This window comes from Peribacillus frigoritolerans, from assembly GCF_004358755.1.
Classification (GTDB): Bacteria; Bacillota; Bacilli; order Bacillales; family Bacillaceae; genus Bacillus_P.
The window spans coordinates 217,370-242,018 of record NZ_SMZY01000001.1 but is presented as its reverse complement, the minus strand read 5'-3'; the positions used below and the strand labels follow the sequence as shown (position 1 = coordinate 242,018).

The 24,649-nt window shown below is 41.3% G+C and carries 25 protein-coding genes; 1 reads left to right on the top strand and 24 read right to left on the bottom strand.

All coding sequences use genetic code 11. The annotated features are described in order from the left end of the window. The 3 genes from E2R53_RS01125 to E2R53_RS01115 are packed head-to-tail and all read right to left on the bottom strand — an operon-like array spanning window position 1 to window position 2,349. Window positions 1-924, bottom strand: a complete 924-nt coding sequence (locus E2R53_RS01125) for a PLP-dependent cysteine synthase family protein (protein ID WP_133310030.1) — start codon at window positions 922-924, stop codon at window positions 1-3. 54 nt (window positions 925-978) lie between these two features. Further along, complete coding sequence (gene mtnN, locus E2R53_RS01120; protein ID WP_133310029.1) at window positions 979-1,677, bottom strand: 5'-methylthioadenosine/S-adenosylhomocysteine nucleosidase; 699 nt, start codon at window positions 1,675-1,677, stop codon at window positions 979-981. Between the two features lie 30 nt (window positions 1,678-1,707). Next, the gene (locus tag E2R53_RS01115) at window positions 1,708-2,349 is read right to left on the bottom strand and encodes a class I SAM-dependent methyltransferase (RefSeq protein WP_133310028.1); all 642 of its coding nucleotides are present in this window, start codon (window positions 2,347-2,349) and stop codon (window positions 1,708-1,710) included. A gap of 536 nt (window positions 2,350-2,885) precedes the next feature. Here E2R53_RS01115 and E2R53_RS01110 point away from each other — a divergent pair. After that, window positions 2,886-3,086, top strand: a complete 201-nt coding sequence (locus E2R53_RS01110) for a DUF2536 family protein (RefSeq protein WP_070874412.1) — start codon at window positions 2,886-2,888, stop codon at window positions 3,084-3,086. Between the two features lie 86 nt (window positions 3,087-3,172). Here E2R53_RS01110 and E2R53_RS01105 read toward each other — a convergent pair whose 3' ends face one another. The 21 genes from E2R53_RS01105 to E2R53_RS01005 form a co-directional block, all read right to left on the bottom strand. Next, window positions 3,173-3,862 carry a YrrS family protein gene (locus E2R53_RS01105; RefSeq protein WP_133310026.1) on the bottom strand — a complete coding sequence of 230 codons (690 nt, stop codon included), beginning with the start codon at window positions 3,860-3,862 and terminating at the stop codon, window positions 3,173-3,175. 54 nt (window positions 3,863-3,916) lie between these two features. After that, entirely contained in the window at window positions 3,917-5,659 is a 1,743-nt protein-coding gene (locus E2R53_RS01100) for a peptidoglycan D,D-transpeptidase FtsI family protein (RefSeq protein WP_133310025.1), read from the bottom strand. A gap of 58 nt (window positions 5,660-5,717) precedes the next feature. Then, window positions 5,718-6,191, bottom strand: a complete 474-nt coding sequence (greA, locus tag E2R53_RS01095) for a transcription elongation factor GreA (protein WP_070879795.1) — start codon at window positions 6,189-6,191, stop codon at window positions 5,718-5,720. Between the two features lie 311 nt (window positions 6,192-6,502). Next, window positions 6,503-7,138, bottom strand: coding sequence for a uridine kinase (udk, locus tag E2R53_RS01090; protein WP_133310024.1), 636 nt, complete (start codon window positions 7,136-7,138; stop codon window positions 6,503-6,505). Between the two features lie 2 nt (window positions 7,139-7,140). After that, a complete protein-coding gene (locus tag E2R53_RS01085) occupies window positions 7,141-8,409 on the bottom strand; it encodes a peptidase U32 family protein (RefSeq protein WP_133310023.1) in 1,269 nt (422 codons plus the stop codon). 25 nt (window positions 8,410-8,434) lie between these two features. Continuing rightward, window positions 8,435-9,364: a peptidase U32 family protein gene (locus tag E2R53_RS01080; protein WP_133310022.1), complete on the bottom strand. Its 930-nt coding sequence runs from the start codon at window positions 9,362-9,364 to the stop codon at window positions 8,435-8,437. After that, on the bottom strand, window positions 9,357-10,019 hold the full coding sequence (locus E2R53_RS01075; RefSeq protein WP_133310021.1) for an O-methyltransferase: 663 nt from the start codon (window positions 10,017-10,019) through the stop codon (window positions 9,357-9,359). Before E2R53_RS01075 ends, E2R53_RS01080 begins: the two co-directional genes overlap by 8 nt. A 182-nt stretch (window positions 10,020-10,201) precedes the next feature. Beyond that, a complete protein-coding gene (gene mltG, locus E2R53_RS01070) occupies window positions 10,202-11,329 on the bottom strand; it encodes an endolytic transglycosylase MltG (protein ID WP_133310020.1) in 1,128 nt (375 codons plus the stop codon). 215 nt (window positions 11,330-11,544) lie between these two features. Further along, window positions 11,545-11,835: a DUF1292 domain-containing protein gene (locus E2R53_RS01065; protein WP_070879789.1), complete on the bottom strand. Its 291-nt coding sequence runs from the start codon at window positions 11,833-11,835 to the stop codon at window positions 11,545-11,547. Window positions 11,836-11,868: 33 nt separating this feature from the next. After that, complete coding sequence (gene ruvX, locus E2R53_RS01060) at window positions 11,869-12,285, bottom strand: Holliday junction resolvase RuvX (RefSeq protein WP_070879788.1); 417 nt, start codon at window positions 12,283-12,285, stop codon at window positions 11,869-11,871. A 1-nt stretch (window position 12,286) separates the two neighbouring features. Beyond that, entirely contained in the window at window positions 12,287-12,553 is a 267-nt protein-coding gene (locus E2R53_RS01055; protein ID WP_029279472.1) for an IreB family regulatory phosphoprotein, read from the bottom strand. Window positions 12,554-12,710: 157 nt separating this feature from the next. Then, window positions 12,711-15,344: an alanine--tRNA ligase gene (alaS, locus tag E2R53_RS01050; protein WP_133310019.1), complete on the bottom strand. Its 2,634-nt coding sequence runs from the start codon at window positions 15,342-15,344 to the stop codon at window positions 12,711-12,713. A gap of 381 nt (window positions 15,345-15,725) precedes the next feature. Beyond that, on the bottom strand, window positions 15,726-16,787 hold the full coding sequence (locus E2R53_RS01045; RefSeq protein ID WP_133310018.1) for an AI-2E family transporter: 1,062 nt from the start codon (window positions 16,785-16,787) through the stop codon (window positions 15,726-15,728). Window positions 16,788-17,211: 424 nt separating this feature from the next. Beyond that, on the bottom strand, window positions 17,212-17,403 hold the full coding sequence (locus tag E2R53_RS01040) for a hypothetical protein (protein ID WP_070879785.1): 192 nt from the start codon (window positions 17,401-17,403) through the stop codon (window positions 17,212-17,214). 14 nt (window positions 17,404-17,417) lie between these two features. Then, window positions 17,418-17,918 (bottom strand): PRC-barrel domain-containing protein, encoded by a 501-nt coding sequence (locus E2R53_RS01035; protein WP_133310017.1) that lies wholly within the window; start codon window positions 17,916-17,918, stop codon window positions 17,418-17,420. A gap of 2 nt (window positions 17,919-17,920) precedes the next feature. Beyond that, window positions 17,921-20,296, bottom strand: coding sequence for an SF1B family DNA helicase RecD2 (gene recD2 / locus E2R53_RS01030; protein WP_133310016.1), 2,376 nt, complete (start codon window positions 20,294-20,296; stop codon window positions 17,921-17,923). A gap of 29 nt (window positions 20,297-20,325) precedes the next feature. After that, window positions 20,326-20,979: a tetratricopeptide repeat protein gene (locus E2R53_RS01025; protein WP_133310015.1), complete on the bottom strand. Its 654-nt coding sequence runs from the start codon at window positions 20,977-20,979 to the stop codon at window positions 20,326-20,328. A gap of 78 nt (window positions 20,980-21,057) precedes the next feature. Further along, entirely contained in the window at window positions 21,058-22,173 is a 1,116-nt protein-coding gene (mnmA, locus tag E2R53_RS01020) for a tRNA 2-thiouridine(34) synthase MnmA (RefSeq protein WP_133310014.1), read from the bottom strand. Window positions 22,174-22,200: 27 nt separating this feature from the next. Further along, window positions 22,201-23,343 (bottom strand): cysteine desulfurase family protein, encoded by a 1,143-nt coding sequence (locus tag E2R53_RS01015; protein ID WP_133310013.1) that lies wholly within the window; start codon window positions 23,341-23,343, stop codon window positions 22,201-22,203. A gap of 15 nt (window positions 23,344-23,358) precedes the next feature. Continuing rightward, window positions 23,359-23,775 carry a cysteine metabolism transcriptional regulator CymR gene (cymR, locus tag E2R53_RS01010; RefSeq protein ID WP_133310012.1) on the bottom strand — a complete coding sequence of 139 codons (417 nt, stop codon included), beginning with the start codon at window positions 23,773-23,775 and terminating at the stop codon, window positions 23,359-23,361. Window positions 23,776-23,793: 18 nt separating this feature from the next. Then, window positions 23,794-24,465 (bottom strand): YczE/YyaS/YitT family protein, encoded by a 672-nt coding sequence (locus E2R53_RS01005; protein WP_206197342.1) that lies wholly within the window; start codon window positions 24,463-24,465, stop codon window positions 23,794-23,796. Window positions 24,466-24,649 lie beyond the last annotated feature (184 nt).

The window sequence follows — 24,649 nt, the reverse complement described above, 5'->3', positions numbered from 1 at the left end:
CTAAATTCCTCCCTCATAGATTTTTTTACTTAAATAACGTTCACTGCTGTCAGCGAAGATGGTGACGATATTCGTTCCCGGTTCAGCATTTTCCGCTTCTGACAGTGCTGCATGAAGCGCTGCTCCCGCTGAGCTTCCGACAAGCAGACCTTCTTTTAAAGCAAGTTCTTTCACACGGTCAAATGCGTCTTTATCTAAAACGGTATGAACACTATTAAAATATGACTCGTCCATATAACCCGGCAGGAATTCCATGCCGATGCCTTCTGTTTTATGCGGTCCTGATTCACCGCCATTTAAGATGGAGCCCTCAGGCTCAACGATGACTGTCTTGATCTTTGCATTCTTTTCTTTTAAATATTGAGCAGTGCCCATGAATGTGCCGCCAGTCCCCGCTCCGGCCACAAAAACACCGATGCGTCCATCCAGCTGCTCCCAAAGCTCCGGTCCGAGCGTTTTGTAATAGGTAAGAGGGTTTGCAGGATTTGCAAATTGCTGCGGACAATAAGAATCAGGAATCTCTTTCAGCAGTTCCTGTGCTTTTTTAATAGCTCCTTTTATCCCTTCACTCGTGGGTGTATTGACTATTTTTGCACCCAAGGCTCTCATAATATCCTGCTTTTCCATGCTGAATTTCTCAGGAACGCACACGACAACATTGATCTTGCGGCTTATCGCAGCGAGAGCAAGACCGATTCCGGTATTGCCTGCTGTTGGCTCAATAATGGTTCCGCCCTCTTTTACTTTGCCGGTTTTAATCGCTTCGTCTATTAATTCAACTCCAAGACGGTCTTTAATGCTGCCGCCCGGGTTAAAAAATTCAAGTTTTGCAAAAAGGCGCACTCCTGCAGGCAGTTCAAATTGTGTAATCTCCATCAGCGGTGTTTGCCCAATAAGTTCTTCAATGCCCTTTACAACTTTCATTTTGTTCACTCCCAAGAATTTAAAAAAGGGATCAAAGATGTGAATCCCTGTCTATTAGCTTTTTAACGCACTCACAATACTTAAGACAAGCTGCGCGGAGTTCTTCGCTGCAGTAACTAGATACTGCTCAAAAGATACATCCGATTCTTTGCCCGCAATATCAGACAACGATCTGATAATGACAAAAGGGACACCAAATTGATGCGATACCTGAGCAATAGCGGCTGCTTCCATTTCTACAGCATAAAGGCTGTCAAACTTTGTACGGATGTATGCCACTCGTTCCGGGTCATTCATAAATGAGTCACCAGTCGCAATCAGTCCTTTTACCACTTGAATGCCTGTTTGTCCTTCTGCTTGTTCTACTGCGATCTCAACGAGCTTTGGATCCGGCAAAAAGGCTGGCGGCATTCCCGGCACCTGCCCGTATTCATAATTGAATGCTGTAACATCAACATCATGGTGTCTTACTTCAGATGAAATGACAACATCCCCGACGTTCAATGATTGATGGAAACCGCCTGCTGATCCTGTATTAATGACATAATCAGGCTTAAATCGGTCAAGCAGAATCGTTGTGCTCACTGCTGCGTTTACTTTTCCGATTCCCGATTTTAATAAAATGACTTCAATTCCTTTATATGTTCCTGTTGTAAATTCACTGCCTGCAATTGTTTCTGAAGAAGGATTTTCAAGCTGTTCTCTTAGTATTGAAACTTCCTCTTCCATTGCTCCGATAATTGCTGCTATCATTATTTAGTCAAATCCTTTCCAAAAGGCGAATTATTGTTTCACTGCTTCCATTAACCAGACAAATTCATTCATTTGTGTGAAGGTAACCTCAAAAGAGTTGCTTTCAAAAATACGGCGCATGACAGAATGTATGGTGTAATACTCTGTTTCAAGGTCATTTGCCAGGTTTAAGAAATGCTGCTTTTTTGATTTTTCGATCATGGTCTGATACGCTTTCTGATCGGTAAAAACAGTGTCAGCAAACACTATTTTACCACCTTTTTTAAGAATACCGCCATAGATTCGGACAGCTTTCTCTTTTTCATCATCTGTCAGATGATGAAAAGCATACGTACTTACAATTGTTTCAATTTGTTCTTCAGGAACTGGAAATGTCAGAAAATCTCCGTCGCTGATTTGAACCGCGCTGCCAAGCTTTTCTGCAGCCTTTTCACGCATTGTTTTCGAAGGTTCAATCCCATATACTTTTTTCCCTTTATTTAAAAGCTCATTCGTTAAATTCCCGGTGCCGACACCAAATTCAAGAACCGTTTTCCCAGACAGCTGAGTGACAGCCTTAAGAATGTGCTCATAGCCTGCAAAAACTTCTTTGTATTCTTCATCATGTCCACCGACAGTTGAATCATACGAATGTGCCCAATCCTCAAATAACTCTATAAATTCTCTCCCCATTTATGCCACTCTCCATAAGATGTTTTAAAATTAATAATTCCTATCTGTATACTATGAATTAAAAAATGAACTGTTCTTAATTTACCATAATCCAATTCAATTAGGCAATGAAAAGACTTTCCATCGATCATATCAACAGACTTATTCTTGAAAAATTTTCTTCGTTTGTTTGTTATGCAAGGGATATGTTCAATCTATTTTATGAGAAAGACTATTTTCGCATAGATTGTTGTTTTTGTTGATAAATGTTGTCCGTTCCTTAATGCTGCAGGAACTTGCTTTCCGCGGTCCGGCTTTGCCTGCGGGATCTCCCATTTCCCTCTATTTTCCCGCAGGAGTCAAGTTTATCCGCCACAATCCACTTATGGTTTTAAACATCTAGTCTAAAAGCAACAAAGTTTACGAAAAGAGCTATTAGAAAAGAGCACGCAGCCTTCCTAATAGACACAAATGAGTCTAAAACCAAAAATAACACTCGTTGTAAAAACATCCTTTTGGTAAAATAACAGTGCATGAGAATGGAGGACTGACTAATAATGTTTAAATTGGATTTCATTAAAGATAAAGTGGAGTTTTTTGAAGCAGAAAAAATCAAAGATTTGGAAAGAAAAATTAATGAGCAAATCGAGGTTAATAAAGCTATTTTACTGGAGCTTCATTCTGTATCGCATCAAATGCATGTAACAGAGGAAGGCAGAAGGTTTTATAGTGCTGCTGTACATTTTAAGGCTAAGTAGATATTACTTAAGAAAAGCGCAGAATTTTATCTTTTCTTAATAAAAAAAGATGAGGCCCGGACAAAATCGGGTCTCATCTTTTTGCATTATCTTGTTTCTGTTTGCTTTAATTTTTCCACCTTAACAGGCTTCCAGCCCTCATTTTCAACCCAGGTAATTTCTACTTTGTAGTTCTGTGTTTTGTCCTTTGATGAAATGGTTCCTTTAGCATCGTTAGGGCTTCCATTGTTGCCTATAAACCAGATTGTCATATCTGATTCGCTTAAGCCGGTTGCATAGCTCATCGCCTGTATCATTTCAGCCCAGTCCTGTGAATTCTTGTCATACTGAGCAGCATGCGGCTCAGATTGAGAAGTGCCTACTGGCTTCCAGCCCGGATTTTCTATAATCTGGTCAACATTGGAATTTGGATCTCCTTCTGTGACCACTTCTTCCCCGGCTTCTGATTCTTCAGGCTCTTCTTTTGCATTTTCATCTTCTTCAGCAGCATCCGCTTCTTCACTGCTGTCTTGCTCAGACTCAGCATCTTCTTTTGCCGTTTGTTCTTTATCTTTTTCTTCTTTATTTTTTTCGTTTTCGATTTGATTTGATCCCGTTTCTTCTTTCGTGCCTTTTGAAGCCTGTTCACTGTCATTTCCGCCAAGCATCAGCTGTGATCCAATAACGAGAATGAGAATGACCACAATGCCAATTAAAATGTTCAGGACAACATTTGCTTTTCGGCGCTTATCACGATTTTCAAAACGTGATCCTTTACTTAGTTTGCTCAAGTGCATTACACTCCTTTATCCCTCTAACATTCTGTTTCATTCTATCATTAGAATGAATTTCTATCTAGTAGAAGCATTTTCTAGCCGGGCTAATTCATTTGCCATGTCATAAAAAATACTATTCGCAGAAGATTGTGCACTCTGTGTATCAAGCTCTACCACAACCATGGCATATTTAGGCTGATGAGAAGGAAAAAAGCCTGCAAACCATTTATGTACTGTACCTTTTCCTGTTTCTGCAGTCCCTGATTTACCTGATACCTCAAAAGGCAAACTTTGAAACCTTCTGCCGGTTCCTTCCTGATCCGTTACGACTAAACGAAGCAGGTGCTGAAGCTTTGCGGCTGTATAAGGTGATATATTGTCGCTTTCCGGTTCTGAATCGGAAAACTTAAACATGGTAGTTCCATTTTTATATAATATACTATCTGCAATTTTCACTTGTTTTTTTTCGCCGCCACGGGCGATTGCCGCCATCATATTTGCTACTGAAAGCGGTGTGACCCGTACATTTTTTTGTCCAATAGCTGTTTGAGCAATTGCCCGTTCAGCAGATTTATCCGTCTTATCTCCCCATATGTGCGGTGTTTTCTCTTCAGGAAATTGCTTAAAATCTTCATAATGATACACAGGTCCGCTCCAGCCAGCTTGTTCGGTTAATCCCAATTTTTCTGCGTATTCCTCAATTGTGTCAGGATCCTTATCCATTAACTCGCCTGCTATTGCAGTAAATGTATAGTTGCAGCTTTCCGCAAAGCTTCTTTCTAAATTCAAGATGCCTTTATCGTGCTCTTTATCAGGTTTGCCGTACATATTCAGACTGCAATTATATTTTCTGTTCTTATCTATTCCGTTTTCGATCCCTGCTGCAGCAATGACTGTTTTAAACACTGAACCGGGTGCAATTGGAGTCAGCATCAGATTCGCATAGGTTTCATGCTCTGAACGGTTCATTTCAGGTTTGCTGACCATCGCTAGTACTTCGCTTGTTTCCACATCCAGCAGCACTATACCTCCTTTTTTCACCTGATACCGGTTCACCACGTCGTTCGCCAAATCCTGCATAGTGCTGTCAATGGTTGTCTTAACGCTTACGGGATAAAAAGGATTGGCATCAGCAATGTATTTAACATTAATGCCAAACAGCGGATTTCCGTCTCCATCAACGTGGTAAAGAAGTTTCGTTTCGGCGTCGGGAAGAAGAAATTCATCAAATGCCTTTTCGAGACCTGTAATCCCGATCTGAGTCTTGGACGATAAATTTTTCTTTTCGGGATATTTTTCTCTTAGCACTTCAGCATTTTCACCTGTAATTCCGATGAAATGATCAGCTGCCTGACCTTTCTTTTTTGTTTGCTGATAAATAGCAAATACTCCTGGAATCTCCAAGTCATTGATTTTATTTATTGCAGAATCAGACAGCTCGAATCCATCATTTGATCCAAGGAGCAGCGGTTTATCCGCTTTTTCTAATAATTTCTCCAATTTAAATGGCGGCACATTGACAATCTCTGAGAGTTTGCTGATTGGCCAGTCAATCTTCTTCAGAAAAGGAAATAATACAAGCTTAGCCTCCTGATCGTGTCCAAGAGGAGTTCCATTTCTGTCTACAAAGCGTCCCCTTCCATCATCAATCATGACTTCTTGTGTCCGCTGACTGACGCTTTCCTCAATCAAATTGATGTTCCTGTCTGTAAATGATTCCGTGTGAATCATCTGGATATCTGCAAGTCTCAAAATCAACGCAAGCATCGATAAAAATATGCCTATCGCAATTATTTTCATTCTTTTTTTTGTTTTCATAGAAAAACACCTCGTCTTTAGACTAGTGTCGACGAGGTGTTTTTTTATTAAACCTATATTATTTAACGTTTGTAATTTTCACATGCATTTCTCCGCCTGGAGTCTGCACATTCACTTCATCTCCAACTTGACGGCCCATCAGGCTTTTTGCGATCGGAGAATCATTTGAAATTTTGCCTTCGAAAGGATCTGCTTCAGCGCTTCCTACGATTGTATATGTTTCTTCATCTCCATTTGGAAGTTCAACAAATGAGATTGTTTTGCCAAGTGTTACAACATTTGTATCGGCGTCTTCTACGATGATCTTCGCATTGCGGATCATGTTCTCAAGCGTAGTCACTCGGCCTTCAACAAAAGCCTGCTCTTCTTTAGCTGAATCATACTCAGAGTTCTCTGAAAGATCCCCGAAGCTGCGGGCAATCTTGATTCTTTCGACTACTTCTTTGCGCTTAACGGATTTTAAATATTCCAATTCCTGTTCAAGCTTTTCTTTACCTTCAGTTGTCATAGGAAATACTTTTTCTTGTGCCATGATCTCACTCCTTCTAGTATAACTGTCCCCTAAAAAAATATGGTATGTAAAATGCACTGTGATAATGGGGAGGGCTGAAAGCTTCAGCCCTCACACGGCAATATGCATATGCTGAACTTTTCAGGTGATCTTGTGAGGAAATAGCCTTGAATGTAGCTTAAAAGCAAGCCAGCGGCTTGCTTTCCTCATAGAGCACAGAATGCTCAAGTTTACTTTAAATGAGAATTTTTACTCAGTCAATGATGAACCCTGAGAAACTTTAACAGCCTATACATAATATGGTCACAGTACTCTTTATCTATGCTATGTTATTACAAAATTGCATTTAGTTCAAGAATTGTTTGAATTTTTGTAACCATAAGGTCAATCGCGACATGATTTTGACCGCCTTCTGGTATGATGATATCCGCATAACGTTTAGTAGGCTCAATGAATTGATTGTGCATCGGCCTTACAACAGAAACGTACTGCTCAATCACAGAATCAATGGTTCTTCCGCGTTCTTTGATATCGCGCAGCATTCTTCTGATAATGCGGATGTCGGCATCTGTATCGACATACAGTTTCATATCCATCAGGTTGCGGAGTCTCTCGTCTTCTAAAATTAAGATGCCTTCAAGAATGATCACATCTTTAGGTTCTACTAAAAGAACATCTTCCGAACGGGTATGAAGCTTGTAATCATAAACCGGCTTCTCAATTGCTTCATAGTTCAGAAGCTGTTTAATGTGCTCAATTAATAGCGTGTTATCAAAAGCAAGCGGATGATCATAATTCGTATTCAGTCTCTCTTCGTATGGAAGATGACTTTGATCCTTATAATAAAAATCCTGTTCAAGCATCAGGATGGAATGACCTCTGAAATGCTCGTAAATTGATTTTGTAACACTTGTTTTACCTGAGCCGGAGCCTCCTGCAACTCCAATAACAATGGGCTTTTTCCCCATAATCACTTCCCCTTTCGCATCATGTTATTTGGGAAGACTTTTTGATCTGCTTTAAACTTCACAATTTGCAGAGGATGACGGGCAGCATCGAGCTCATTGCCGTCTTCGTCCCATAACGCATCAATCGTTTGTGTAAAGTTTGCAAGTTCAGGTCCGAAGAATTCAACTTCATCCCCCGGCTTAAAGTAGTTGCGCTGCTGGAGGGTAACCATGCCTGTTTCCTCATTGTAATCAAGGACAAGTCCAACAAAGTCAAATGTCGTTTTCTTTCCATGAACTCCGAACATTTGCTCCTCTGTGCCTGGAACTCCTTCAAAAAATGCAGGCGCTGTGTCACGGTTAGCACATTTATCAAGCTCATCAAGCCATTCTTTTTGAATCACGAAGTTCTCAGGATCCGCACAGTATGCATCAATTACCTTGCGATAAACGCTGACAACTGTTGCTACGTAGTGAATGGATTTCATGCGTCCTTCAATTTTCAGGCTGTCAATTCCAAGCTCGATCATTTTTGGAATAGATTGAATTAAGTTTAAATCTTTGGGACTCATTGCAAATGCTGCATCATCCGCGCCAAACAGTGCTTCTTCACCATTATCAGCAAGTTTATAGAGATCATAATCCCAGCGGCATGACTGACAGCATCCTCCGCGGTTTGAATCCCTTGCAGTCATATGGTTGCTCAGTACACAGCGGCCGGAATATGCTATGCACATTGCCCCATGGATAAACGTTTCAATTTCGATATCCACTTTTTCTTTCATTTCTTTAATTTCTTCAGCGCTCGTTTCGCGGGCAAGCACCACGCGCTCAAGACCTTCCTCTTTCCAGAACTGGACAGCTTTCCAGTTTGAGAGAGATTGCTGTGTGCTCAGATGCACCTCAAGCTTTGGCGCTACTTTGCGGCATGTCTCAATAATCATCGGATCAGCTACAATGATGCCGGCGACTCCTGCATCCTGCAGACCCATTAAATATTCTTCAAGACCGTCCATGTTTTCATTATGTGCAAAGATATTTGTCGTTACATAAATTCTTGCACCATACTTGTTTGCAAATTGAACACCTTCGGCCATTTCTTCTTGTGAAAAGTTGTCTGCATTTGATCGCAGGCCAAATTCTTTTCCGCCGATAAAAACAGCGTCAGCCCCATAATGCACGGCAATTTTAAGCTTTTCTAAATTTCCGGCCGGAGCAAGCAGCTCAGGTTTTTTCGTAATCACACGTTTGCCGTCTATGATTTGTGAGATGTTATCTTTAACAGTCAACATACTATTTCCTCCTTCATTTTATTTTTTAGTACACTGTTTCCTTAAAGAAAAATCCTGTATCTAAAGGCCGGTTCTCAGGCTGAATTTCTTCTATGTCTGCAAGAAGCTGATCTTTTACATCTTCATATTGTTCACGGTCTTCTGCGCATAAATCAATGGCTTGGCGGTATTTCTTTGTAACCTCAATTAAATACTCAGATGTCTGCAGGACACCATCGATTTTAAATGAGTCAATACCGGCATCAATCATATCTGCTAGTTCATCAATAATGCACATATCGTTAGGACTCATAATGTGGGTGCCATTTGCATCCTCATAAATCGGGTACTTATTGCTGCGCTCTTTGTCATGGAGGAACATCGTTTTTTCATCCTGGATGCTCTCAATTTTCATGGCTTTTCCCTGGTATTCATAGTAGTTGCCTATCAGGGTGCGTTTTGACTGAAACATGCATGTCATCCCATGAACCTGCACTTCAATTTCCACTTCTGCATTTTCTTTTGTTTCAATGATTGATTCCATGCTTAATTCACGTGCCAAAACAGCGCGTTTCGCGCCTTTTCTTCCCCAGTAATTGCACGTATACCAGTTGGTTGCTGTCGTTTCTGTATTCCAATGAAGCTTCATATCAGGAGCTGCTTCTCTGGCAGCCATTAAAACAGCCGGATCTCCAAAGACGACCGCATCCACTTTTATCTCACTTAAGAAGCGAAGATAGTCATACAATTCTTCGATTTTCTCATTATGAAAAATGGCATTCATTGCAGCGTATACTTTTACGTTTTTTGAATGAGCAAGAACTGTCGCTTCTTTCATTTGATCGCGATTAAATTCACCTGCAAGACGAAGCCCATAACGCTGTTCTCCGATAACGACCGCAGTAGCGCCTGCTTCCGCCAGGGGAAGAATATCTTCCACTTTTGCAGGTGTAACAATTAATTCTGGTTTATTCATCTTTTTCACCTCGTTTTATACTTACAGCCATTCCATCACCAACAGGGAAAATCGCTGTGTGATAGGCTTTATTTGACATCAGCCACTCATTGTATGTCCGTATTTTTCTAAGAAGCGCGCGCCGTCTGCGATGAAAGGACATATCTTCTTCTTCAGATGCAACTAAACCTTTGAATAGGACGTTGTCTGTAATAATGCAGCCGTTCTTTGAAAGCATTGGTTCGTACATTTCAAAGAATCGCATATACTGACCCTTAGCTGCATCAATAAAAATCACGTCGTAAGGACCTTTTTCTTCTATTTGTTCCTTAAGCTCCAACGCGTCACCATGCAGAACCGTAATTCGGTCAGCCAATGCATTCGCTTCAATATTTATGGCTGCTTGTTTAAATCGCTCAGCATTTCTCTCAGCCGTTACAATTTCTGTTTCCGGCAGAGCTTTACACATTCGAATCGCAGAATAGCCGATTGCGGTGCCGATTTCTAATATTTTTTTCGGCTGTTTGAGCACAAGCAGACTAATCAGAACTTCTATCCCTGTCTTTTCCATAATGGGAACGGCGTGATCAATCGCATATTGCTCCATCTGTGTGACTGCTTCATCTTGATCAGGAAGAAGGCTTTCTATATATGATAAAATCGTGTCGTTTTCCATTATTTTCTCCTTCAAACGGTGCTTTGATCACCGTTAAAGTGTATCTTAAATCATGAAAATAAGAGTTCTTTCAGAGAACTCTTGTCATTATTTGTCATTTTGTTTATCTTTCTCTACACAACTCGATATATTTTACCACAACAGAAAAGGGAATGCGAATATTTTCACGTTCCCTTCTGTTCTTATTTATTGGTAATATGCTCTGCTTTAGCTTTATTGTGCTCTTCAAGTGTTTTGGAGAAAATGACTTCCCCTTTTTTTGTAGCCAGGAAATAGAGAAAATCTGTTTTTTCAGGCTCCAGTGCCGCTTTCATGGATTGATTTCCAGGATTTGCAATCGGGCCTGGAGGCAGTCCCTTCACCTTATACGTATTATACGGTGATTCCACCTTTAGGTCTTTGTAATAAACTCTGTCCTTATGCTCTCCAAGTGCATACAGCACAGTAGGATCTGTCTGAAGCGGCATTTGCTTTTCTATCCGGTTGTAGAATACACTTGATATTTTATTCCGGTCAACTGATTTTGTGGCTTCTTCTTCAATCAAAGATGCCATTGTAATAAATTGATGGACGGATATTTTCTTTTCTTCAATCTGCGGAAGGTAAGGAATGACAACAGTATGTGTCTTTTTAATCATCTCTTCTAAAATAAAATCAAGAGAAGGCTTTTTCTCATAAAAAGGATAAGTAGCAGGATAAAAATAGCCTTCTAGAGGATATTTAATATTCTTGCCATAGATATCCTTTGTTAAGGTTTCCGGATATTTCTTTTGCATCGCAGTTATGAACTCTTTATTATTCATCCTGTCTAAGACTTCTTTTTCGGTAAACCCTGATTGCTTGGCAATTGATTTAGCAATGTCCCTTAGTTGAATTCCTTCGGGAACTGGAATTTGAAATACGACATCCGTAATCACTTTTCCGGATTTAAGACTGGCTACAATATCTTCGATTTCCATCGAAGGTGTTAATTTGTAGTCTCCCGCCTGAAATCCTGACTCATTTTTAAATTTCACATAGTATTTGAATACTCTTTGATCCTTAATGATCTTTTTTTCTTCTAAAATGGCCGCAATTGTGGAAACGGATGATCCTATTGGAATGTTTACATTAATTGCATTTTTGTCCTTTTCATCTACAGGCTGCAGCGCAGACTTTATATATAAATAGCCGCCACCGATTAATCCTGTCATCAAAATGACTAAAACAACAAAAATCACCAGGACGATTTTTCGGATGACTTTAGCTTCCTGCTGTTTTTCAAGGAGTTTATTTTGGATTGAATGTTTGTTCGAATCAGCATCTGACATTATCGGATGTATCCCCCTTTCATCAAAATGATTATACTACATAATCACTGTTTTTTCGCCAAAATCCAGCATAATTTTAAGGAAAGGCCGCTTAAAGAATGAAAATTTATCATTATCGGTCCATGTTTGACAATCCTGCCATAGAACTATTATCTCCTCTGAAGATATTTTTCTTTTTTACCGCAAAAAAAAAACCGTCCTAAGACGGTTTCTTCTTACTTTTCTTCCTCTTCTTCATTATCAAGGAATGTATTCAGCATCTCTTCAACAAGATCCCACTCTTCTTCTGTTTCAATCGGCGCAAGTTCTCCGTCTACACCGTCAGCTGTCGGCTCAAAGCTTGATGCATGAATTTCAATTTCTTCTTCATCATCCTGTTCGCCAAGCGGGTAATAAAGCACATATGATTTTCCGAATTCTTCAGAAGCAAATGTGAAAAGAATTTCACAAAGCTGTTCATTTCCATTTTCGTCTACTACTGTAATTTGTTTTTCTCCGTGTTCCATTGCAGTCACCTCATCTATAGTTTGCTGTCAGTTTTAATTCAGGCTATCTAAATATCCTTGCAAAATCATCACTGCAGCCATTTTATCAATTACTTTTTTTCTTTTCTTTCTGCTGACATCTGCTGAAATCAGTACTCGTTCAGCTGCCATAGTTGACAATCTCTCATCCCAGAGTATAACAGGGACTCCAAATTTTTTCTCAAGCTTCAAAGCAAACGTCTGGCTTGCTTCTCCTCTTGGTCCAACCGTTCCATTCATATTCTTTGGGAATCCGAGAACGATTTTTTCTGCTTGATGTGCGTCCACAATTTGTGCGAGACGCTCGAGCCCAAAGTTGCCGCCCTCTTCATCAATTTTAATCGTCTCAAGCCCTTGTGCTGTCCAGCCAAATTCATCGCTGACAGCAACTCCAAGAGTTTTGGAGCCAAAATCCAAACCAATAATTCGCATATTAATCCTCTCTATGATGGTGTAAGTACGATTTAACCAATTCCTCAATGAGTTCATCCCGTTCAAGCTTGCGGATTAAATTTCTTGCATCGCGATGACGGGGGATATATGCAGGATCTCCAGAGAGCAGGTATCCAACGATTTGGTTAATCGGATTATAGCCTTTTTCTTTCAAAGCATCGTATACAGTGAACAGGACTTCATTCACATTTGTTTCAACTGCTTCCTCAGAAAAGTTAAACTTCATCGTTTTATCAAAGGAACTCATCACTCGCACCTCTTTCCCAGATTCACCTGTGGAATCTGCTTGTCCGTTCATACTACCATTCTACACTAACTATCGAAATTATAAAACGGATTTCACTTTCTGGTGAAAATCTTTAAAGAAATTCCTCCAGAAAGCAAAAGGTTCATAGATGCTGACTCTAGATGGTTTTTACCCATTCTAATGCATATTTCAAAGCTTCTTCAAGTTTTTCAGGATCCTTGCCTCCAGCCTGTGCCATATCCGGACGGCCGCCTCCGCTGCCTCCGCATCTTACAGCTACCTCTTTAATCAATTTCCCTGAGTGGTAACCTTTTTCGACTAAATCACTTGTAATTCCTGCTGCCAGGCTTACTTTTCCGTCATGAGCTGCTCCAAGGATGACAATGGCGGAACCTAATTTTTGCTTTAATTCATCAACCATTGTTCTCAGGCTGTTCATGTCTTTAGCATTTACTTTGCTTGAAAGCAGTGTAACACCATCAATTTGAAAAGCGCTTCCTAGTAAGCTTCCAGCTTCTACATTACCCAATTTAGCTGTTAATGATTCATTTTCTCTTTGGAGAGAACGAACTTCACCAAGAAGAGCATCTACACGTCCTGCTGCATCTTTAGGATTTGATTTCAGCTTCGATGAGACGTCAGCAAGAATGGAAAGCTGGTCTTTTATCAGCTGATAAGCGGCTTGACCGGTAACTGCTTCGATTCTTCGTGTACCCGCACCTATTCCTGTTTCGGCAACAATTTTAAACAGCCCGATAGAAGAAGTGTTGTCAACATGGCAGCCTCCGCACAATTCAAGACTGTAATCTCCTACTTGAACGACTCTGACAATATCTCCGTATTTTTCGCCGAAAAGAGCCATAGCTCCCATTTCCTTCGCTTCAGCAATTGGTTTTAGCTCAATATTGACGCCGATGCTTTTCCAGATTTGTTCGTTTACAATTTGCTCAATCTGTTCAAGCTCTTCAGGCTGAACTTGCCCAAAATGTGAAAAGTCGAATCGAAGTCTTTCAGATGTTACGAGAGATCCTGCCTGGTTGACATGTCCGCCAAGCACATCTTTAAGTGCCTGATGCAAAAGATGTGTCGCAGTATGGTTTTTAATGACTGCACTCCTAGTTGTTTCGTTAACAGCTGCAGTTACTTCATCATTTGTTTTCACTGTGCCGCTGATCACGGCTGCAGTGTGCAGATTTTGCCCATTTGGAGCCTTTTGTACATGCTTTACTTGAAGTTTGACTGCATCATTTTCAATGATGCCTTCATCTGCAATTTGACCGCCGCTCTCAGCGTAAAATGGCGTTTCATTTAGTATAAGCTGCACTTCATCTCCTGCATGTGCCTCGTCTGTCAGCTCGCCGTCTTTCAGAAGAACGGACACTGAAGCTTTTGCCGTCAGCTGAGAGTAACCGACGAATGTGCTTTCGGCTGTAATTTCGCCAAGCACTCCTCCCTGCACCTGCATAGAATCAACATCCTGTCTTGCAGCACGTGCACGTTCGCGCTGGCCTTCCATTTCTTTTTTGAAGCCATCATGATCAATTTCCATTTGTTCTTCCTGTGCATACTCTTCTGTCAGTTCAACAGGGAATCCGTATGTATCATACAGACGGAAAACGTCCGTTCCAGGAATGATGCTGCTTCCTTTTGCTTTTTGCGTTTTTACAACTTCAGCCAAGATGGACAAACCGTCATTTAATGTTTCGTGGAAGCGTTCTTCTTCATTTTTTATAACTTTTTGAATAAACTCCGTTTTGGCTTTTACTTCTGGGTAGAAGTCAACCATAATTTCTCCTACAACCGTGACAAGCTCATACATAAACGGCCGGTTAATATTAAGTTTTTTTGCATATCTTACTGCTCTGCGCAAAAGACGGCGAAGTACATATCCGCGTCCTTCGTTTGATGGAAGGGCGCCGTCTCCAACAGCAAATGTCACTGTTCGGATATGATCGGCTACAACCTTGAAGGCTTCATCCTTTTCTTGGTCAGTTCCGTATTTTTCGCCGGAAATTGTTTCAGTTGATTCGATGATCGGCATAAACAAATCTGTATCGAAGTTGGTTGGAACATCCTGAATAACAGATACCATTCGCTCAAGGCCCATTCCTGTATCAATGTTTTTCTTTGGCAGAGGTGTATATGTACCGTCTGAATTATGATTGAACTCTGAGAATACAAGGTTCCAGACTTCCAGGTAGCGCTCATTCTCTCCGCCCGGGTATAGCTCAGGATCTTTCGGATCATTTCCATAAACCTCGCCGCGGTCATAGAAAATTTCTGTATTCGGTCCGCTTGGTCCTTCGCCGATATCCCAGAAGTTCCCTTCCAGACGGATAATCCGCTCTTCAGGCACTCCAATTTTATCTTTCCAGATTAAGAAAGCTTCATCATCTTCAGGGTGAATTGTAACGGACAGTTTTTCCGGATCAAAGCCGATCCAATCTTCACTCGTTAAGAATTCCCATGCCCACTCGATCGCTTCTACTTTAAAATAATCACCGATTGAAAAGTTTCCAAGCATTTCAAAAAATGTATGGTGACGGGCTGTTTTGCCGACATTTTCAATATCATTTGTACGGATTGATTTTTGTGCATTGCAAATTCTTGGATTTGCCGGAATAACGCGGCCGTCGAAATATTTTTTAAGCGTTGCTACTCCGCTGTTGATCCAAAGCAGAGACGGATCTTCATGAGGAACCAAAGAAGCGCTTGGTTCAACTGCATGGCCTTTTTCCTTGAAGAAATCTAAAAACATTTGACGAACTTGTGCTGAAGTTAGTGTTTTCATCTTTTTTCCTCCTCGTATTGCGGCTGTTTTCCTGAAGAAAGCTCTGGCATACACCTTTCTCGGAATAAAAAAGCCTCTTACAAAATAAAAAACTCCCGTCTCTGTGAAAATCATAGAGATTTTCACAGGGACGAGAGATTGCTCGCGGTACCACCCTGATTATGGACTTACTGTCCATCAGCTTCATTTAACCGTAACGGGGTTAAGACGGCAGGGTTTGCCTGCACTCTGGAATAGCCTTCTGTTTCCCTTCATCCCGAAATTCCTCTCAGCCTTGGAAATTCCTCTCTTGTCAGATGGTCTGAAACGTACTCGTTCCTTCATCGATTTTATAAAATATGCAGTGTATACGCGAATTATAGTTCATAGGCTGTACCAATGTCAATGCTGTCTTCTCAAATGCACGAGATGCATCAGTGTCACTTTTAAGACAGCTAATACAGGAACAGCTAAAATCATTCCGATAATCCCTGCAATTTCTCCTCCTGCAAGCAGGGCAAGCATAATGATAATCGGATGCATATGAAGACTTCTTCCAACGATTAAAGGGCCAAGGATATTCCCTTCGATAAATTGCAGGGAAAAGATGATAATAATCACAATCAGGACGGTATCCATAGACATGGATGCTGCAATAATAACTGCCGGAACCGCACCAATAATCGGTCCGAAGTACGGTATGACGTTCGTTATCCCTATTAAAATCCCTATGACTAAAGGATATTTGATATCAAAAAACCAAAGTGAGATAAATGCCAGAAAACCGATGATGAAACAGACAAGCAGCTGTCCCCTTATGTAATTACCCAAGGACTGATCGACATCGCGGATGAAAATAACTGCCTCAGGTCTCCACCGTTTCGGAGTTAAATACCAGGCGGCTTTTTTTATTTGCTCATAATCCTTCAGCATATAAAATACGAGAAAAGGAATGAGAGCGATGATTAAAACATAATCGAAAACTCTGCCTAAGCTATTTAAGATCTTGTCAATCCAATAAGAAAACCAGGCTTCAATATTTTGAAATGCTGTTTCAATTCTCGTGTGAACCTCTTCCGGAAACCGGTCAGTATGATCATGAACCGTTGATAGCCATCCCTGATACTTTTGTTCAAATACCGGAAAACTTTCAGAAAGATCCTTAAGCTGTGCAATGATGACCGGGATTCCCTTGTAAAAGCCATAACCGATTCCGCCAAAGAAAAGAGTGTAGATAATTAAGATTGAGAGTGTGCGCGGAACCCCGGTGGAATGCAGTTTTTCAATGACAGGATGCAGCAAATAGGTAATGAAACCAGCGATTAAAAAAGGAAGAAGGATAGCTTTGATGATAATAAAAAAAGGATCCCAAAGGACTCTAAGCTTCAAAAATAGATAAATGGAAAGCAAACACAATAGAAAAATACCGATTCTCATCAGCCATTTAAAATACCGTTCTTTCAAAGGGCATCCCTCCTCACCATTAGTTTGGGGAGGAGCGGATGAAATATGCATTGAAATTATAAAAGCGGAAGCCGCCACAGCTCAAGCTCCGATAGACAGGAAGGGGCGTGCGGAAAATCTGCTGGTTATTGGCATTCAGCGTTTTGTCTCACTTTTTTCTTCAGTAAGACAATTTTACTGTTCCATTCGACAGCTATGAAGCATTTTCTTCTAAACAAAAGCTTTGACTGTTCTGCAAAACATTTTTTTCTAAACAATGAAAAAGCCTCTGCCTTATTAAGCAGAGGACACGTAATCAAAACTTTTTCATTATTCGTTTTCGCATTTTTTTCATCGAACGTTTGGACATCGGAATGCGTCCTATCAGATCTGAAAGCATTGAGGACATTTTGCGGTTCATGGCGTATTCCCCCTTTATTACTGTCTACATGCTGATTGTTCGATCATCATCTGTGAAAAGATCATCAAGAGAACTTAGAGAACCGTCCTCTTCCACTTGATGGGTAAAGATCTGGCCTTTCGATATGGACAGCTCGATAAAGCAGCCCCAGCAATAATACTGATTCACGCCAATCTTCCCAATATCCTTACTTTTACAATTCGGGCATTTTAACAATGCGGTGCACCTCGCTAATGAATAAAATCCATGACGATTGCATCTTTGCTAATGGTTAAAGACCCTGGAGGATCAATCATTCTTTTTCCCTCCATCATATCTGCAAAGAATCCGTCCGTCAGTTCATATGCTACAATGGTGCCCACTTGTTCAGAAAAGTATACATCAGCAAGAAGTCCAAGCTTCTCGCCTTCCGTAGAATAGACAGCTTTGTACTGGATCCGGCGGTGTGATTGCAGGAAATAAGCTTCTCTAAATTCAGACAACGATTTCAGACTGCTTCTGCCGTTAACCATTATTCCGTCCTTGCCTATCGTACAAATCGTTTCTGCAGGAACTATGCGCCCTTTCCTGAATATGCCTTTTTCATTTATTAACAGCCCGATAAAAGAGCCATTTGCATCAAAACAAACATCAGATACATAACCGGTGATTAATCCGTCATCTACATCAACTACCGGCATGCCTCTGAGCTCTGTAAATGTCCGCAGGAGAAACTCCCCCTTTCCGAACATTCTTAGATTTTGTTTTCTTCCATAAAGTCATACGGGGTAATGCCTTCCATTCCGATCATGGCATCAGCAAGGTCAAAGGGAAGCTCTTCTGTCAGTTCTTCAATATCATGCTGTTTTTCGGAAAGCTTCATTTTTAAAGAGGTCTGCCGGCTTAAATGATCTCTGTTTTCAATTCCCCGCAGCAGGGCATCTTGTTCCCCGCAAAGGATTAAAAACTGCTTGCTTCTTGTAATAGCGGTATAAATCAAGTTCCGTCTAAGCATTCTGTAATAGCTTTTAACAACAGGCACAACTACAATCGGAAATTCGCTTCCCTGTGATTTGTGAATGGAACAGCAGAACGCATGCGTGAATTGATTGAAATCAGATTTTGTATATGTGACCTCAGTGCCATCAAAGGAGATGACGATCATATCTTCTTTTTCAGTGTTCTCCTTGGCATAAAAAATGGACACAATCTCTCCGATGTCGCCGTTATACACATTGCTCTCAGGCTGATTCACAAGCTGGAGCACTTTGTCGCCGGATCTGTACACCGTATCGCCGAATTTCATTTCCCTTTTGTTTTCAGCTTTAGGATTAAACAGCTGCTGCAGCATAATATTAAGCTGATCTATGCCCGCAGGCCCGCGGTACATCGGGGCAAGCACTTGAACATCACGGGCTGTATATCCTTTTTTAATGGCGTTCGAAATGACTTTCTCCACTACTTCCTTTACCTGTGCACCGCTGCATCGAATAAAGGATCTGTCTTTAGTAGGCGCAGTCAAGTTATCCGGCAGCCTTCCTTTTTTTATATCATGTGCAAGCTCTATAATGGATGAACCCTCAGCCTGTCTGTAAATATCCGTCAGCCTTACAACAGGAACTGCCTGAGATTCAAGTAAATCGCGCAGCACTTGACCAGGTCCTACAGAAGGCAGCTGATCTTCATCACCAACCATGATGACTTGTATATGTTCAGGCAGAGCTTTAAACAGCTGATTGGCAATCCAAGTGTCTACCATCGACATTTCATCGACAATCAGCAGTTTTGCACCAATCGGGTTATCTTCTCCGTGATCAAATCCTTCTGCACCGTTCCACTTTAACAGCCGGTGAATCGTTACAGCAGGCAGACCTGTTGCTTCAGTCATTCTTTTTGCAGCCCGTCCTGTCGGGGCAACTAATGAGATTGGGAATGGCTCTTCTTTTTTGTAATCTTTTTGCTCAAGTGAACAGCCGTGCAAATCTGCATAAAGTTCCACGATTCCCTTAATAACGGTCGTCTTTCCTGTACCCGGCCCTCCGGTCAACAGAAGCATCGGAGACATCAGAGCCGTTTGAATCGCCTCTTTTTGAGTCGGGGCGTACTGCACGTTCATTCTCTCTTCCAGTTTTCCGAGTGAAAGCAAAAACTCTGATTCAGGAAAAATGCTTTCATATTCTGTCTGCAAAAGGACACGCTGGATACTTTTGACAAGTCCCTGTTCAGCAAAAAAGAGAGAGGGCAGATAGGCTCTGTCTTCTTCAATAATAATTCCTTTTTCTTCAGCAAGTTTGATCAATTGTTCTGAAATATCGGTTTCAATAATTCCTGAATTCTTCGATGAATTCAGCAATTCCATTGATTTTATAATTAACTGCTCAAGTGATACATATGTATGGCCCTCTTGAAGGCAAAGATGTTCTATTGTATAAAAGCAGGCAGCTTTAATCCGCTCAGGGTGATTTCCGCCGAGTCCCATTTGGCCGCCAAGCTCATCAGCGCGCACAAACCCGATTCCTTCGATATCTTTCACAAGCTGAAAAGGATTCTCCTGAATCATCTGGATGGTTCTTTCTTGATAGGCCTGGTAAATTTTCATGGAAAGCTGAGGACCGAAGCCAAGCTGATTTAAAATAATCATTGCCTGCTCAAGACCCTGATGCTCCTTCAGCTGATCAAGCAGCTGGTTTGCTTTGTCTTTGCCGAGTTTCGGCACCTTATCCAGTACAGAAGGATCTTCCATCATTTTCGAAATGGCGCCTTCTCCGAGAACATCAACTATCGCTTCCGCTGTTTTCCTGCCTATCCCTTTAAACAGGTCACTTGAAAGGTATTGAATGACACCATCGCGCGTTTTGGGAATTTCCTTCCGGTAATGCTCAGCCTGGAATTGCTGTCCGAATTTAGGATGCTGCGTAAGCATCCCAAAGAAGGTATATGTTTCATCTTCATGCAGAAGAGGAAAATAGCCCGTCACGGTTATTTCTTTTTGATCATAATTTTCGCTCGTTTCAAGAACCTCCGTCTTTAAGACGGTATAATGGTTTTGGTCATTCTGATAAATAACCGTGATGATCTTTCCTTTTAAAAACCGTTCCTGCTCTTGAAACAGGTCCGCCTTTTGCTGCACAAGATCTCCTCCCCCTGATTTCCTGATTCTTACAGCGTTTGCATCAGCTGCTTCAAATTAGCCGCCATGTCATGGTCCGGCTGAATGCTCAGAGCTTGATTGAGCATTTCCATGGCCTCTTTTGCGTCCTCTTTAAATGCGTAGCCCACACCTAAATTATAGTATGCGTCCGCATGACCTGGATCCTTTTCCACTACAATCTGGAATTGCCGAATCGCTTCATCAAGTGATTCCTGCTGAGCTAAACATAAGCCATATTGAAAGCGTGCTTCCGTGTCCTCTTCATTTAATTCAACTGCTCTTTGTAAATATGGAAGGGCAGGCAGCGGCTGATTCATTTGGACATAGCTCATTCCAAGCATGAAAAAGACATCTGAATGATCCATCCCTTTTTGAATCGCCTTTAAAAACATTTTTTGAGCTGATTGAAACTGCTCGCTATTGTAATACACATTTCCGGCACCATAGTAGGCCGTAGTCGTCTTTGCATCAAGTTCTATCGCTTTTTCAAAAAAGGTAATCGCTTTTTCAAACTCTCCTACTGCTGCCAATAAATTTCCGAAATTCACATAACAAACAGCATCCTTTGGATTTTCTTCAATAGCCTCTGAAAAATATCCTGCCGCTTTTTCAAAATCGCCTTTTTGCATGGCTTCTATTCCTAAAATACTTTTATCGCTCATGATCAACAGCACTCCCGGTAACAAATTTTTAAAGAAAAAACCTCAACCGACGTTGAGGTTTTAACAAAGGTTGCATCTTTAACCAACATACCAGATTTTATCATTCTTTTTAAATACATCATCAATGGTGCCGCCGCCAAGACATTCGTCATCACTGTAAAAAACAACAGCCTGTCCAGGTGTAACGGCCCTGATCGGTTTATCAAAAATCACTTTTGCAGTTGTTTTATCGATCATTTTCACTGTGACAGGATTATCTGCCTGACGATATCTGAATTTTGCCGTGCAGACAACTTCTCCTTCAGGGAGTTTGTCTGAAACCCAGCTGATGTTTGTAGCTGTAATCGACTCCGAATAGAGGAGATCATTGTCAAAGCCCTGATCCACGTACAAGACATTCTTTTCAAGGTCTTTCCCTACCACAAACCAAGGATCTCCGCTGCCGCCGATGCCAAGACCGTGGCGCTGTCCGATGGTGTAATACATCAGGCCGTCATGCTTGCCTTTTACTTCTCCTGAAAGAGTCTGCATTAAACCGGGCTGTGCTGGGAGATAGCCGCTTAAAAATTCTTTAAAGTTGCGCTCTCCGATAAAGCAGATGCCCGTACTGTCTTTTTTTGCAGCAGTCGCAAGATTCGCTTCTTTAGCAAGCTCGCGCACTTTTGATTTTGGAATATTTCCGATTGGGAACATCACTTTTGATAATTGCTCTTGTGTCAGCTGATTGAGGAAATAAGTCTGATCTTTATTTTCATCAGCGCCTCTGAGCATTTTGTAGTCCCCGTCGCGGTACTCAACCTGCGCATAGTGCCCCGTGGCAAGATAATCCGCTCCAAGAGAAATCGCATGCTCTAAAAATGCTTTGAACTTAATTTCTTTATTGCACATTACATCGGGATTCGGGGTTCTCCCTGCTTTATACTCATCTAAAAAATAAGTGAACACTTTTTCCCAATATTGTTTTTCAAAGTTTACTGCATAGTATGGGATTCCGATTTGATTGCAGACCTGAATGACATCATCATAGTCTTCAGTAGCTGTACACACTCCATTTTCATCCGTATCGTCCCAGTTTTTCATAAAGATGCCGATCACATCGTAGCCTTGCTGTTTTAAAAGAAGTGCCGCAACAGAGGAATCAACCCCTCCTGACATTCCAACAACAACACGTGTGTCTTTAGGTGCTTTTTGCATCTTTTTCACCTCCGTTTGTCAATCATTCTAAGCTGTTAATCTTTTTACAATTCGAGCTGTCTCCAAAGCGGCCTTCTCAACTTGCTCCACCGTATTTCCAAGACCAAAACTAAAGCGGATGGAAGCTTTTGTCCGTTCAGCCCCCTGCCCGTATATGGCAGTAAGAACATGCGAGGGCTCAATGGAACCTGCTGTACATGCTGATCCGCTTGAAACGGCAATTCCTGCAATGTCCATGTTCACTAGCATTGACTCCACATTTGTCCCTGGGAAATAAAGATTTAATACATGAGGCAGACTGCTTTCTATCTCACCATTTATTTCAAAAGAAACATCTTCCGTCTTTAAAATATCAATTATTTTATCTTTAAACTCTTTGTAAAGTACAGTTTTTTGCTCTCTGGTTTCAAGAGCAAATTGAACTGCGGATTTCAGCCCTGCAATGCCGGGTACATTTTCCGTTCCGGCACGCCGTTTCAGTTCTTGCTCTCCGCCGTGAGAGTGCTGTTTAAGCGAGATTCCTTCTTTAACATAAAGAAAACCGGTCCCTTTTGGTCCATTAATCTTGTGGCCAGAAGCAGAGAGCATATCTATATAGCTCTCTTTCACATTCAAATCAAGGATTCCGAAAGCCTGTACAGCATCTGTGTGGAAAAGAGCCTGATGATCCTTCAGAACCTTGCCGATCTCATCAATCGGCTGAATCGATCCAGTTTCATTGTTCCCGTACATGATCGTAACCAATATGGTTTCAGGCGTCAGTTCCCGTTTAAGATCTTCAATTGAAACAATGCCATTCTGATTAACAGGCAAATAGGTAACATCAAATCCCTGTTTCTCCAGATGCTTGCATGTATTTAAGACAGCATGATGCTCAATCTGCGTCGTTATGATGTGCCTGCCTTTATGCTGATTTGCAAGAGCAGAGCCGATTATCGCTAAATTATCAGCTTCCGTTCCGCCGCCCGTAAAAATAATTTCCTTCGGTTTTGCATGAAGACTCCGCGAAATCACCGCTCTCGCCTCATCCAGCAGTCTTCTGCTTTCTCTTCCAAATGAATGGATGCTTGAGGGATTGCCGAATACATCCTGCATGTGAGGAAGCATCGCGTTAATTACTTCCGGATGCATTGGGGATGTAGCTGCATGGTCCAAATAAATTCGCTCCATTTTACTCCCTCCTTTTTAGATATAAAACATATAAGATTCCTGCTCGCCATCTGAGTAGTTTGCTAAATCTTCAAGAGTTGTATTATCAAGAACGTCTTTTACCGCATCGCGTATGCGAATCCACAGGTGACGCTTAGCAGGCTCTTCATCTTCAAGCACTTCTACAGGGCTGATCGGCCCTTCAAGAACTCTGATAATATCCCCTGCAGTAATGGCCTCAGGTTCATTTCCGAGAACGTATCCTCCGTATGCTCCTCGTATGCTTTTGACTAAACCTGCATTGCGGAGCGGTGCAATCAATTGCTCTAAGTAGTGTTCAGATAAATCATGCGTCTGGGCGATGCTTTTTAAAGAGGTGGGCCCTTCCCCGTGTTTCTTTGCAAGCTCTATCATAATTGTAAGACCATAGCGGCCTTTAGTTGAAATTTTCATATATACACCCCTATAATTCTAGCTAACTTGGTGAACATCCGGTTCTTTTCTGATTGTTTTTTCAAGCAGGGCATTGGTTGTTTTCTGGCATTGCGGAAGGGTAAATCCAATGATATACCCAATGGACAGTGTGCAGACGATTGTTCCAATGAAAACCGGTCCGCCCAAAATCCAGCCGAAAAAAAGAACAATGACTTCAATCCCTCCGCGGATCCTTGATACCTTTATGCCGGTCTTTTCAACCAAAGCAAGCATTAATGTATCGCGAGGTCCTGCACCGCAGCCTGCAGAAATATACAAGCCGATTCCATAACCCATCACAATAATACCAAGCAAAAGCATCAGTGCTTTTCCGGCATACCCTGACGGTGTCTGCATAAACGGCAATGATAAGTATAAATCTATAAATAGACCTACAGTCAGCATATTGACAAAGGCACCTGCCTGAGGCACCTTTCTTGTAAAAATGGAGGACAATAGAAGAATGGCTCCTCCTACAATAATTGCCCAAGATCCAATCGTTAAACCAAGCTGGTAATATAATCCTATATGAAGCACATCCCATGGAGATGTGCCTAGTTCAGCTTTTATCGTAAGGACGATGCCGAAAGACATGATGAGCAGGCCCAAGAAATAAATGCCCCATCTCATACTGAGTTCCTGATTCTTTTTACTGCGCAAAGCATTCATCGTTCTTCACTTCGCCTCTCATCGTTTAAAAATCTGAAACAATCTATTTTTTGCTGTAAAAATTTGTTTTTCCCTTAAATGAACCTAAGCCATTATAGCATATTATCCTTCATCGTAGCATTCAAATTAACTCGCCGGTTTCCTATTAAAGATAGAAATCAATTCATATGACTAAGAGGAGAAG

Excerpts from the sequence above, each read along its gene's own strand:
- cymR (WP_133310012.1), bottom strand. The coding sequence starts at position 23,775 with ATGAAAATTTCAACTAAAGGCCGCTATGGTCTTACAATTATGATAGAG.
- ruvX (WP_070879788.1), bottom strand. The coding sequence starts at position 12,285 with ATGCGAATTATTGGTTTGGATTTTGGCTCCAAAACTCTTGGAGTTGCT.
- E2R53_RS01125 (WP_133310030.1), bottom strand. The coding sequence starts at position 924 with ATGAAAGTTGTAAAGGGCATTGAAGAACTTATTGGGCAAACACCGCTG.
- E2R53_RS01080 (WP_133310022.1), bottom strand. The coding sequence starts at position 9,364 with ATGAATAAACCAGAATTAATTGTTACACCTGCAAAAGTGGAAGATATT.
- E2R53_RS01025 (WP_133310015.1), bottom strand. The coding sequence starts at position 20,979 with ATGAGCGATAAAAGTATTTTAGGAATAGAAGCCATGCAAAAAGGCGAT.
- alaS (WP_133310019.1), bottom strand. The coding sequence starts at position 15,344 with ATGAAAACACTAACTTCAGCACAAGTTCGTCAAATGTTTTTAGATTTC.
- E2R53_RS01015 (WP_133310013.1), bottom strand. The coding sequence starts at position 23,343 with ATGGAGCGAATTTATTTGGACCATGCAGCTACATCCCCAATGCATCCG.
- E2R53_RS01110 (WP_070874412.1), top strand. The coding sequence starts at position 2,886 with ATGTTTAAATTGGATTTCATTAAAGATAAAGTGGAGTTTTTTGAAGCA.
- E2R53_RS01035 (WP_133310017.1), bottom strand. The coding sequence starts at position 17,918 with ATGTTCGGAAAGGGGGAGTTTCTCCTGCGGACATTTACAGAGCTCAGA.
- greA (WP_070879795.1), bottom strand. The coding sequence starts at position 6,191 with ATGGCACAAGAAAAAGTATTTCCTATGACAACTGAAGGTAAAGAAAAG.
- E2R53_RS01065 (WP_070879789.1), bottom strand. The coding sequence starts at position 11,835 with ATGGAACACGGAGAAAAACAAATTACAGTAGTAGACGAAAATGGAAAT.
- E2R53_RS01115 (WP_133310028.1), bottom strand. The coding sequence starts at position 2,349 with ATGGGGAGAGAATTTATAGAGTTATTTGAGGATTGGGCACATTCGTAT.
- E2R53_RS01105 (WP_133310026.1), bottom strand. The coding sequence starts at position 3,862 with ATGCACTTGAGCAAACTAAGTAAAGGATCACGTTTTGAAAATCGTGAT.
- udk (WP_133310024.1), bottom strand. The coding sequence starts at position 7,138 with ATGGGGAAAAAGCCCATTGTTATTGGAGTTGCAGGAGGCTCCGGCTCA.
- E2R53_RS01100 (WP_133310025.1), bottom strand. The coding sequence starts at position 5,659 with ATGAAAACAAAAAAAAGAATGAAAATAATTGCGATAGGCATATTTTTA.
- mtnN (WP_133310029.1), bottom strand. The coding sequence starts at position 1,677 with ATGATAGCAGCAATTATCGGAGCAATGGAAGAGGAAGTTTCAATACTA.
- E2R53_RS01055 (WP_029279472.1), bottom strand. The coding sequence starts at position 12,553 with ATGAGTTCCTTTGATAAAACGATGAAGTTTAACTTTTCTGAGGAAGCA.
- E2R53_RS01075 (WP_133310021.1), bottom strand. The coding sequence starts at position 10,019 with ATGGAAAACGACACGATTTTATCATATATAGAAAGCCTTCTTCCTGAT.
- mltG (WP_133310020.1), bottom strand. The coding sequence starts at position 11,329 with ATGTCAGATGCTGATTCGAACAAACATTCAATCCAAAATAAACTCCTT.
- mnmA (WP_133310014.1), bottom strand. The coding sequence starts at position 22,173 with ATGCAAAAAGCACCTAAAGACACACGTGTTGTTGTTGGAATGTCAGGA.
- E2R53_RS01005 (WP_206197342.1), bottom strand. The coding sequence starts at position 24,465 with ATGAATGCTTTGCGCAGTAAAAAGAATCAGGAACTCAGTATGAGATGG.
- E2R53_RS01085 (WP_133310023.1), bottom strand. The coding sequence starts at position 8,409 with ATGTTGACTGTTAAAGATAACATCTCACAAATCATAGACGGCAAACGT.